This window comes from Sphaerochaeta sp. (genome assembly GCF_050178175.1).
Lineage (GTDB): Bacteria > Spirochaetota > Spirochaetia > Sphaerochaetales > Sphaerochaetaceae > Sphaerochaeta.
Map to the genome: position 1 here is coordinate 1 of NZ_JBFXGH010000066.1, position 11,619 is coordinate 11,619.

Genomic DNA, 11,619 nt, shown 5'->3' on the forward strand with positions numbered 1-11,619 from the left:
ATCCCAGACATCACACACGCATTGTCCGGTCAGATGTGCACTGATTGCTTGACACTGCAGCCCATAATTATCAAGGGTCTTTTTCACATCCTTAATATATCCGGGTTCTTGCAGTGCCTTCCGAACATTAAAATGTGCATGAGTGGCGAGCTCAATCCCTTCATAGCCCATCTCCTTCGCCAGTGCACACAGGGAATCGAGAGCCACATCTCCAAACTGGCCTGAAGCCAAGGTTACCAAACGTTTCATATTCTTTCTCCTACCTATACCAGTACACTTGAACCTGTTTCACTGCTCTTGTAGATTGCATCAGTGATACGCATCAGTATCAGAGCCTCTTCTGGGGTGTTGACCGGCTCAATGCCATCCTCCAGGCATTGCACAAAATTCATCGCATTAGCAATTCGCCCCATCGTCTCATCTTTTTCGGTGATGATGTTCCGGTTCACCTGCCTGCCGTATTCCTCTGTATACAGGACAGCAGAATCAACGCTGGTTTCATCCACCCCGTCAATTCCAAAGAGACGCTCAACCTTCCCACCTGCTTTTGTTCCCTGGAATGTGACGCTTACCACTTCCCGCTCATTCATCTCGGCCCAGGAGTTACGAATGGTCAAGCACTGGCCACTCTTGAAAGTCACCATCGCGTGGCAAGCTGTTTCAACATCCATCTTGCCCATCCCATCGGCGATGCCCCAGGGTCCCTTGAAAGATGCGTTTCCCATGAAATCATGGAATGTCGAAGCCAATACACATTTGGGTTCAGGATACCCCATGAAATAGAGCGCAAGATCAATCATGTGCAGCAGGTCGATGACAGGACCTCCTCCTGAGAGTTCCTTGTCAGTAAACCAACCACCAAAACCAGGAATTCCTGCTCTTCGTATCCATGTAGCCTGGGCTGAATTGATTGTGCCTACCTCGCCCTGCCTGATATAGGAAGCCATTGCTTTGCTCTCTGGCCGCAGACGATTGTTAAAACCAAACATGAGTAGTTTTCCTGAACGCTTCGCGGCGTCATACATTGCCTGCATCTCTGAAGCGTTTCTTGCAGGAGGCTTTTCGCAATATACGTGCAACCCCATCTGAAGAGCTTCAATCGTCAATGGAGCATGAAATTTATTGGGAGTAACGATGGACACTGCATCTAGGTCCGGATGCTGCGCTTTCATCTCTTTCATTGTCCGATAGGTTGCCGCAATACCGTGCATAGCAGCAAACGCCTCTGCGCGTCGCACATCAGGATCAGCGATCCCTACAACTTCTGCCCCAGCTAGGGAAAAACCCTTTGCATGATACGCAGCCATACCTCCAGCGCCAATTATACCGATTTGCATAGTTTCTCCTTATTTGCCTTTCTTGTTGCTCTGTGCCAATACCGCCACGATGATGATGACACCCGTTACCAATCCATTGAGGAACGGAGGAACATTGGCCATGATCAACACGGTATTGATGATCCTCAACATCAGTACACCAAGAAATGTCCCGATGATTTTCCCTTTTCCACCGTCCATGCTGGTACCACCAATAGCAACGGCAGCAATTGCATCCATCTCATAGCCCATTCCCGCACTTGCTGCTTGAATTGAGGTCAATCTGCTAGCAAGCAAAAAGGCAGCCAAGCCATAGAGCGTTCCTGCGTAGGTGAATATCAAGGTCTTTACACGATTCACATTGATACCACTCAGACGAGCAGCCTGTTGATTTGATCCTACCGCGTAGATATAGGTGCCAAACTTGGTCTTGGACATGATAAAACCGGTGAGCAACGTTATACCGATCAGGAAAAGCATCAAATGAGGAATACCAAGAAATCTACCTGCTGCAATATTCCTGAAAGAAGCATACATCGAATTGTCGACAGTAAAAGGACCTCCTTGGCCCATCTGATTGATCACCGACCTCCATGCACTCATCGTAGCCAGAGTAACAATGAAAGGGGCAATTTTGCCCTTCGTAACCAACAATCCATTGATGAGACCAACAATCACCCCAGCACCGAGACAGAACAAAAGAGTCAGGGTAATCGATTTGGTTGAGTTGAGCACCAATACACCAAAACCGCTGATCAATGCAACCGAGGACCCTACTGACAGGTCAATCATACCCGCCGAGATGATCAAGCTCATTCCCATTGCACATATACCTACAATGGAACCCTGTATAAACTGATTGGTGATGTTGTTCCATGTCAGGAAAGAAGGACTTACCATAATTGCCACCAGAAGCAACAACACAAAACTCAGCCAATGGCTGTAGTTGCCAGTAATATTTCTCCAAGTTTCCCGTACCTGCTCCCTAGACAGTGTTACACCTTTCACTTGAGTGCCTCCCTTCTTGTTCCTGTTGAATATTCCATAATCCCCACTTCACTGATATCTTCACGTTCCAGCACGGCACTGCAACGACCTTTATACAAGACCATACACCTATCTGAAAGTTGATGTATCTCAGGATATTCACTGGTAAATACAATCACCCCTTTACCCTGCGCTGCCAATTCAGCAATGATCTTGTAAATAGAAAATTTTGCACCGACATCTATTCCTTGTGTCGGATTATCCATGATGTACAGGTCTGCATCGAGCTGCAACCACCTGCTGAGAATGACTTTCTGCTGGTTTCCACCAGAAAGACTGGTAATCGGGTCAAGGTCACTGCCCACCTTGATCCCCATCTGTTTCTGGCTTCGCTTGAAGCGATCCGACTCTTCCTTTTTATTGACGAGCAAATGGGTATGCTTTGCTACAAAATATGCCAAGGAGTTGTTGTAGCGAATCGTAAGATCGGGAAGAATTCCCCGCTCTTTCCGATTTCTGGGGATCATACCGATCCCACTTTGCATAACCTTCTTGATATCCTTCATATCGAGTGGACCATTTGGTCCATCAATACTACCGTGATCCAAGCCTGTGGCACCAAAAAGTGCCGTTGCCAATTCATCAGTACCAGATCCTTGCAACCCAGTGATTACCAGGATCTCTCCCCGGTGCACGGAAAAGGAGATATCAAAAAAACTCTTTCCAGATAGATTTCTCGCATTCAACACTACATCATCGCTGATGTTTGCCGGGATGGCGTCCTTGATATGCGCCTGGACGAACCTCTTTCCAATCAATAATTCAGTAGCCTGATGTTCATCAATATCCTTAATGGCGCCGGTTTTAATGAATGACCCGTCACGCAGCACCGTGTATGTATCACAGATACTGAATATCTCCGGCATCTTGTGGGAGATATAGATGAAGGAAACCCCTTCATCCTTGAGTGCCCTCATGATGGTAAACAGCTTCTCGATTTCACGGTTATTCAATGCCGTAGTTGGCTCGTCCATGATAATCAATTCACTGGAAAACAACAGTGCACGAGCAATTTCGACCATCTGCTTCTGGGCAGTATCAAGATCTGCGACAAGCAAATCAGCTTTGATGCCGCTGTTCATGGAGTCAAGGACCTTTTGGGCGTGCTCGAGTTCCTTTTTCTTGTCTACCCTCCAACCAGGCTTGCTATATTCGTATCCAAGGAACATATTCTGGAATACCGTAAGATCGTTGCAAAGATTCAATTCCTGATGGATGAACCGAATTCTCAGCTCCATTGCTTTTCGTGGGGTCATGGATCCTACCACATTCCCATCTATCTCTATCGTCCCGATATCCGGAGGAAAGGTACCTGCCAGGATGTTCATCAACGTAGTCTTTCCAGCACCATTTTCACCGAGCAACCCGTGAATCTCCCCCTTCCCTACCGAGAATGAGACATCCTTCACAGCTTGTACAGCTCCGAATGATTTGGATATATGCTTCATTTCCAGAATCATATGTATCCTTCTCCCTTATACAAATGATGCCCAGAGGAGACAGTAATATCTGTCTCCAGAGGGCATGAGGTTTAGAACAACCTACCGTTACAGGCTATAGCGGACCTTGTACAAGTCACTTTCCATGTACTTCTTGTAGTTTGACTTATCAATCATCTCAGTGGGTATCTTATAGGTCTTCTCAAGAGATTCGCCTTGCAATACCTTCAAACCAAGGTCGATTGCATCACGGACCATCGAAGGTGAAAAGGTGTAGGTCATGAAGTCGATACCTTCAAGACCTGAATTCTCGAACAGGTTCATGAAGCCCTCGCCAGCAGAGACACCATTGATTAGACGGATGTTGATATCTGCGTCTCCATGATAGTTCTTCAGTGCCTCGACGATACCAAAGACTATTTCATCATCGTGGGTCCAGATTGCCTTGATGGATTCAATTTCTGCCTTGCTCTTGGTATTGAGGAAGTTTTCCATCTGTTCCATGGCAGTCTGCTGACTCCAATTGGTTACAAAGGACTGTACAAGATTGAACTTTGGACTGGCCGTCGAAAGGAATCCATTGGTTCTCTCCATGGGAACTGAGGAACTATCTCCCTTGAACTCGAGGTAATTCACCTGGCCCTTTGCCAGATCTTCCTTGAAATATTCATTGAAATAGCGACCAGCACCTTCTCCGATAGCAACATTATCACCACTGATTTCAGCATCAGGGGTAATTCCTTGAATGAAGCGATCATACACGATCAAGGGAACACCTGCATCCATGACACTCTGGGCAACACTTCTCAGTTCATCACCATTAACCGGCCAGAGGACAATGACATCAGGGTTCATACCGAGAATAGTCTCCACAGCATTACTCTGTTCACTGCTCTCAGCAGCTGTCATGAACCGATAATCAAATCCATACTCTGCAGAGAGAGCTTTTACCTGTGCCTCACAATGCTGGATTGACTCTGCGGTGAATCCATGGTCAGCACTTGGAGTTACAACTCCCATCAGTTGCTTTTTTTCCCCTTCCTTGGCACCTTGGGCGAAAACCATGCCGGTAGTAACCAACAACACCAGAAGCAAAACTAGAATCTTTTTCATCACGAACCTCCTATGCGATTGAATCCATTATGATAAGTATAAATCTTTCTGAAAATGTGTCAACTTTTTTCGTAATTTTTAGCGATTTATTAGAATTTGGCTAATATCTGCCTATTTTAATGTAATTCTGTTTCAATTTATGTAAAATTTTTCATATTTGTTCGAAGATTTACTTGCTCATTGAAAAAAGGAGCCTTATAGTGACTCTAGAGAGGAACACATGACAGATTCACAGAAAAAGGTTACATACTCAGCAATCGCTGATCGTTCGGGAATCTCCATTGCCACCATCAGCCGGGTCATCAACAACAGCTCAAACGTCAAGGATGACACAAGAAAGAAAGTCATCGAGGCCATGAAATCGCTTGGGTATGATACATCAGCACTGGAAGCAAATACATCAAGAACCAATGACTTGATCATTTTCAATATCCCAAGCTTGGACAACCCTTTTTACAGCATGATAATCCAAGGGGCGAAAGCTGCTGCACAGAGAAACGGTTATAACTTGTTGATCAATGAGGATCCTATCGACGAACGATCATTGGACTCTTTCACTGCACTCCTGAAAAAAACAAATGCGGCTGGACTGATCACTACAAACTGTATTGCGCGCTCAACCTTACTCCGTCTCAACACCATTCTTCCGCTAGTCCAATGTTGTGAGTGTATCGACGGACTTGATATCCCCTTTGTCACGATAGATGATGTCTCAGCTGCAAGAAATGCAGTTGAGTATCTGATTTCTTTGGGCAAGAATAGGATTGCTTTCATCAATGGCCCTCTCGAATATAAATATTCCCGGGACCGGCTCAAGGGATACCTACAAGCTTTGGAACAGGCCAACCTCCATAAGGATCCGGACATCATCATACAGATGCAGGAAATTGATTATGACATGGCCGTCTCAGCAGCAACACAACTATTGAACAGTGAACAGCGGCCTGATGCTTTCTTTGCTTCCAGTGATGTCTACGCAGCTGCAGCCATCAAGGCATCCAGACGTGCAGCACTTCGGGTACCTGGGGATATCGCCATTGTGGGTTTCGACAATATCGGCCTTTCTTCCCTGTGCACTCCCTCCATCACCACGGTAAACCAACCAAAGTTCCAGTTGGGATCGCTCAGCTGCGAGATGCTCATCAAGCGTATCAATGCTGAGCAGATACCCATTCGGAGCATGTATATGGACACTGAACTCATTGTCCGGGAGACCACACAGAAATCTCTTAGGTCCTAACCAAATGCACAGGCAGAATCCCCGTTGCCGTAATTTCCTTTTTTAGCAACCGAGCCAGTGCAAGTATCGTATCCCGATTATACGCATACGCAGCAATGCTCCTGATACGTACATCCAGCTCGGCAAGATCGTAGGGATTGCGAAGGGCAACAGTAAGGACCGGGTGATCCTTTGCCAGTGCATTGGCAAGAGCTATCTGCCCTGGATACTGATGGCCGTTGTAGGTTCCTACCACTACAGATGAGCAGCCTCTTGCTTTGGAAAGCACCTTTTGGATTTCTCTCTCATCAGGATTCTCACTGACCACGAGCGAGGTACCCCCTACAAGGCGGGCCATATCAGGGGCGAATACCACATCATGTTCCTCACTGGAGACTACTGTTGCCTGAAAACAAGGGACTCCAACGAAAAAGGGATTGTCTCCCAGTGCAAAGGGTACATCCTGTACCACGGTAAGGCCCTGAGCGTAGAGCCTCTGATTCTCCCGGGTGTGCAGAGCACTACCTACTACTGATATAGGCTTTCTCTCTGCTTCAAGAAGCATCTGCTTGGCAAGTAGGATCTTCTCTGTTGAGGCATCGAATACTTCGCGTGAGAGGCTTCCCTCTTCCAGGGCCGTGGCAATGGCTTCTGCTGCTGCGATACCGAGACTTATTGTGTGGCTGATCAAAACCACATCCACGCCTGCCTTGATTGCAGAGACCGTTCCGTCAACAGTCCCTGAATGCTTTGCAATTGCATGCATCTCCATGCAGTCACTGAACACCAGACCCTTGAAACCCAAGGTATCCTTGAGCAATTCGGTCATGAAGAAGGAGCTCATGGTTGCTGGAACATTTTCTTTCTCGATATCGGGGAACAGGATATGACTGCTCATGATCCCTTGGATTCCTCCCCTCACGGCCTCACTGAAGGGCAGGATGTGGTTCTGGAGGTCTGAAAGTTCACCACCTACAGCAGGAAGTACCAGATGGGAGTCCTGGTGTGTATCACCATGCCCGGGAAAGTGTTTCCCTACAGCCATCACCCCCTGGCTCTGGAGACCTTCAACCATGGATCGGGCAAACCGCGAAACCACATCGGGATCATCACCATAACTGCGTACCCCTATGACAGGGTTACGTGGATTGCTGTTCATATCCAGGGATGGAGCAAAGTCCACGTTGACGCCCAAGGCCGAGAGCTCCCGTCCTGTGATGATGCCTGCCCGCAAGGCACAACGCTCATCTCCTGTAGCCCCAATAGCCATGGCAGAAGGTACTATCGTACAATCACTGGAGAGACGGCTGACCATCCCTCCCTCCTGGTCGATACCGATCAGGGCTGGGACACCACACTCTGTTTGCACCAACTCCTGTATATCGGCACAGAGTGAGAACAGTTGCTCCTTGTCCCTGATATTCCTGGAAAACAGGATGACATTGGAAATCTTGTACTTCCTTACAGCTTCCCTAAACGCATCGTCCAAGGTGTAGCCAGGCAGGCCACACATCAAGTGCTGGCCAATACTGCAAGCCAATGAGAGTTCTAAGTCCATGTACGTTGCTCCTTCAATGGAACAATCATACCATAAAGGGCCACCCAATACCAAAAAAGACGTTGCCCACACAACGGAGGACAACGCCAGCAAAGGGTAATACTGTTATTTTGGAGATTTACAATAGTTTCTCGACGGATGCGGCAACTTCGCCAAGATCATGAGTCGGCTCAAAGCGGGCAACCACTTCCCCACTTCTGTCGATGAGGAACTTGGTAAAGTTCCATTTGATCGACGGATCCTTCTCATACTCGGGGTCAACCTCACGCAATTTACCATCAAGAACAGGGCCAATCCTGTGGCTCATGTCGAACCCTGCAAATCCCTTCTTGCTCTTCAGGTACTTGTACAAGGGAAGAGCCTCTTCTCCGTTGACCTCCACCTTTCCGAACTGAGGGAATTTGGTTCCATACTTGAGCTTGCAGATTTCGTGGATCTCCTCGATAGCCTCGGGAGCTTGTCCATCGAACTGGTTGCAGGGAAAGTCCAGGATTTCAAAACCCTTCCCCTGATAGGTTTCATAGAGCTTCTCCAACTCAGTGTACTGAGGGGTAAAACCACACTGGGTGGCGGTGTTCACAATCAGGAGTACCTTGCCTTTATACTCGGAAAGGTCTACCTGTTTTCCTTCCCGGTCTTGTACTGAGTAATCATATACGTTCATTGGAGCCTCCTATTTATATCGCTTGCTATTTAATTTTTCAAAACTTATATCTCGATAGTACCTACCCTTTATATATTTGTCAAGTGTTTTGGTAAGGATTTGTCGAAACTCCCCCGGACACACACCCGTATGACCAGGGGAAACCAGACACTCAGCGACTGCTGCTGAGGGTGAATGAGAGGCGGTAGACACCACTGGGAATGCGATACTGCGGAAGTGTATCAGGACCGCAGGTTGCTGTCCCTACCCCCCTTACCGCTGCATCCAGATACAGATGATGCAATTTGCTCTGCTCCAGCTTGTCCGCATGAAGCTTTTTCCATAACTCATCAGTCGTATACCTGTGAAAGGCAAAGGAAAAGGGAGTATCGCTACTGAACTGAACGCTCCCCGTGTTGCCATCATAGAGGTCCAGGCGCCTGAGAGCTGTATGCTCCCCATGATCCTGGGGAACGATGTAAGGAACAAAGAGCTCGTCTACTGTTGCGTGGTACTCTCCCATGATCGCCCCATCCTTTCGGTCGGGGTAGTTCTCATGTGGACCCAAGCCGAAATAACGGCATGCAGACCATCGCCGCTCAAGATCACAGGCAAGTCCCACCCTTGGGTATTCCTCCACAGTGTCATTCAGGTCGAAGGTACACTGATAGTACAGCTTGTCCGAAGAGAAGACCCAGTGCTGGATGAAGGTGCCAAAGCTCTCCTTGTCCGGGTTCTCCAAGCGATGTTGCGTGCAGAGTTGCCCTTCCTCCTGATGGATGTCCTCCAAGACCATGCCCACCTGGTTCAGCTTATGCTTGAACCAAGGGCCGAAGGCCTTGTTGTCGGGGTAGAAGTCATACGCCGGCTCACCGGTATTGGACTGCAGTGTCTTGATACCGTCATTCTCGGTTGGACAGCGGAACAGGTTCACCCTGAGGGGACTCGCAAGCAGCTCTTTCTGACCGGCAAAGGCAAGACTATGCAAAAGGCCATCCTCCCCGATTTTCGCTCGGTAAGCCTCCGTCTCCACCAGATATGAACCCTCCTTGGTTCTTGCCAAGGAAGCCTCGGGAATCGGGAAAGCCTTTTTGGGAGCCTCACAGAGCTTGAACTGTTGCCAAGCCACTACATGCCCGGCATCTGCATATGCGGTATTTTCCTTGAGGAAGATTTCAAAGAGCAAGAAGGTCTCTCCATAGCGCATCATGGAGCGCACTTCTTCACCCAACAACTCAGGGACTGTAAACTCCTGACTGCAACCGGGGCCCACAGCAGGAAGGGAGAGCGTCCCCTCCACCACCTTGGGGTCAGCCTCACTGACCAGGCGATAACGGATGGAAAGATGCTCTGTGCCGGTAAAATCCTGCTCGTTGACAAGGGTGAATTCCCCATTCGCTGGATGATCGCTGGTGATTTGGATGGACTGCTGCACCTTGAGACATTCAGCCATCACGGGCTTGACCGTACGGTCGGGAAACAACAGGCCGTTGAGGCAGAAATCGTAATCAGTGGGTTGATCACCAAAATCCCCACCGTAGCGCCATGCTTTTATTCCATCCTTGTTCCTATAGCCCTGAGAGGAGAAACCAACGGGGGCTCCTTCTTCGTTCACCAGAATACCTTGGTCGACCCAATCCCAGATGAATCCGCCCTGTATCCCACGACTTTTCTTGATAACCCTCCAGTAGTCACCCAGGCTTCCATTGGAGTTTCCCATTGCATGGCTGTATTCACACATGATCAGGGGACGGTCATCCTTGTCAGGCTCAGTGGTATGGTCCCATTCCTCGATCAGGGAGATGGGGGGATACATCGGGGCTATGATGTCGGTGGTAAACCTTCCCCGCTTCAAGCTGGAAAGGGAATGTGGTCCCTGCCCCCATTCGTCGCGGTTTGCTCCTTCATAGTGAATGGGACGGTTCTTGTCGTAGTACCGTATCCATCCAGCACATGCATCATGGTTGTTGCCATGTCCACTCTCATTCCCGAGGGACCAGATAATGACTGAGGGATGGTTGTAGTCACGGCGGACCATCCGCTGCACCCGCTCCAGAAAGCAGGATGCCCATGCTTCGTCACGACAGATACTGTCGTAGTTTGCGTGGGTCTCGATATTCGCTTCATCCATGACATACAAGCCGTATTTATCACAAAGCGCGTACCAGATCTCATCATCCGGGTAGTGACAGGTTCTCACTGCATTGAAGTTATACTGTTTCATCAGCTTGATATCCCGTACCATGCTGCTTGTGCTCAATGTCTTTGCCGACCGCTCATCATGCTCGTGCCGGTTCACTCCCTTGATCAAGACCCGCTTCCCGTTTATCAGGAGAGCCCTGCGTGCGATTTCCACCTTTCTCAGCCCTACCATGCAAGAGCGATGCTCTCGCTCTGCATCCAAGGAAAAACTGAGGCAGTAGAGCAGCGGCTTCTCACTGCTCCACAATTGGGGATGATCCACCTCAAAGGTGGTCTCATAGGATCCTGTGCTACCCGTTACATGGCGAGAGATGATCAAGGCCCCATCCGGGTCATAGAGACTTATAAGCATCACCTGCCCGTCCCCACCAGCATAGGGTGCTTTGATGTGGATGTGGGCTTTTGAAAAAGTATCATTCAGGGTGGGTGTAACTTTCACGTCCTGCAGGGCGTTGCTTCCCTCACTGATCAGGGAAACTGTGCGGTGGATGCCGCCAAACCACCATTGGTCCTGGTCTTCCACATAGGAGGCATCACTATAGCGAACCACGATCAGGACAAGGGTATTCTCCCCTTTCTCCAGCACAGGGGTAAGGTCAAAGGACGCAGGGAGCCTGGAATCCTTGCTCATTCCAACGAATGAGCCATTGAGATACACTTCCAGATAGCTCTCAGCACTACCAACCTTGAGAATCGTCTTTCTATTCATCCATTCGTCGTCGATGATGAACTGTTTCCTGTACACCCCGGTAGGATTTTGCTCTGGAGGAAATGGAGGGGTGTTCCTGAATGGCATGATCACATTGGTATAGTGTGGCTTGTCCCATCCTTGCACACTCCACGCACCGGGGACCCTGATGGGATCGAAGTCAAGATCACAATCCTTCTTGACAACCTCGCCCTCCACCTGGAGGGGGGTCTCATAATACCTGAAAGACCAAGTCCCATTCAGCCTTACCTGGTAAGGGGATTCCCCCTGGTCCCACCCTTCAGGCCCTTCTTTCGCCCAATGCAATGCATCTTCTACGGTTGAAAAAGACGGGGGCAGACTGTTGATCGGAAGCCGATTGACCGAGGTGATC

Annotated in this window: 8 protein-coding genes and 1 pseudogene; 1 reads left to right on the top strand and 8 read right to left on the bottom strand. The window is 48.8% G+C overall.

Translation table 11 applies throughout. The features are described 5' to 3' along the window. The 5 genes and pseudogenes from AB7S66_RS08210 to AB7S66_RS08230 form a co-directional block, all read right to left on the bottom strand. Positions 1-249, bottom strand: a pseudogene (locus AB7S66_RS08210) (sugar phosphate isomerase/epimerase); the annotation flags it as partial. A 14-nt stretch (positions 250-263) separates the two neighbouring features. Continuing rightward, entirely contained in the window at positions 264-1,337 is a 1,074-nt protein-coding gene (locus tag AB7S66_RS08215) for a Gfo/Idh/MocA family protein (protein ID WP_428518960.1), read from the bottom strand. 9 nt (positions 1,338-1,346) lie between these two features. Beyond that, a complete protein-coding gene (locus tag AB7S66_RS08220; RefSeq protein WP_428518961.1) occupies positions 1,347-2,324 on the bottom strand; it encodes an ABC transporter permease in 978 nt (325 codons plus the stop codon). Then, positions 2,321-3,823, bottom strand: a complete 1,503-nt coding sequence (locus AB7S66_RS08225) for a sugar ABC transporter ATP-binding protein (protein ID WP_428518962.1) — start codon at positions 3,821-3,823, stop codon at positions 2,321-2,323. Before AB7S66_RS08225 ends, AB7S66_RS08220 begins: the two co-directional genes overlap by 4 nt. An 87-nt stretch (positions 3,824-3,910) precedes the next feature. Next, positions 3,911-4,915 carry a substrate-binding domain-containing protein gene (locus tag AB7S66_RS08230; RefSeq protein WP_428518963.1) on the bottom strand — a complete coding sequence of 335 codons (1,005 nt, stop codon included), beginning with the start codon at positions 4,913-4,915 and terminating at the stop codon, positions 3,911-3,913. A gap of 220 nt (positions 4,916-5,135) precedes the next feature. Here AB7S66_RS08230 and AB7S66_RS08235 point away from each other — a divergent pair, with 220 nt between their 5' ends. Beyond that, the gene (locus tag AB7S66_RS08235) at positions 5,136-6,155 is read left to right on the top strand and encodes a LacI family DNA-binding transcriptional regulator (RefSeq protein WP_428518964.1); all 1,020 of its coding nucleotides are present in this window, start codon (positions 5,136-5,138) and stop codon (positions 6,153-6,155) included. On the opposite strand, the gene nagZ is transcribed toward AB7S66_RS08235, so the two are convergent. The 3 genes from nagZ to AB7S66_RS08250 all read right to left on the bottom strand — a co-directional run. Further along, positions 6,145-7,692: a beta-N-acetylhexosaminidase gene (nagZ, locus tag AB7S66_RS08240; RefSeq protein WP_428518965.1), complete on the bottom strand. Its 1,548-nt coding sequence runs from the start codon at positions 7,690-7,692 to the stop codon at positions 6,145-6,147. The two genes, AB7S66_RS08235 and nagZ, sit on opposite strands and share 11 nt — an antisense overlap. A gap of 118 nt (positions 7,693-7,810) precedes the next feature. Continuing rightward, complete coding sequence (locus AB7S66_RS08245; RefSeq protein ID WP_428518966.1) at positions 7,811-8,356, bottom strand: glutathione peroxidase; 546 nt, start codon at positions 8,354-8,356, stop codon at positions 7,811-7,813. 151 nt (positions 8,357-8,507) lie between these two features. Further along, the coding region (locus AB7S66_RS08250; protein WP_428518967.1) for a glycoside hydrolase family 2 TIM barrel-domain containing protein at positions 8,508-11,619 on the bottom strand (3,112 nt) is incomplete at its 5' end.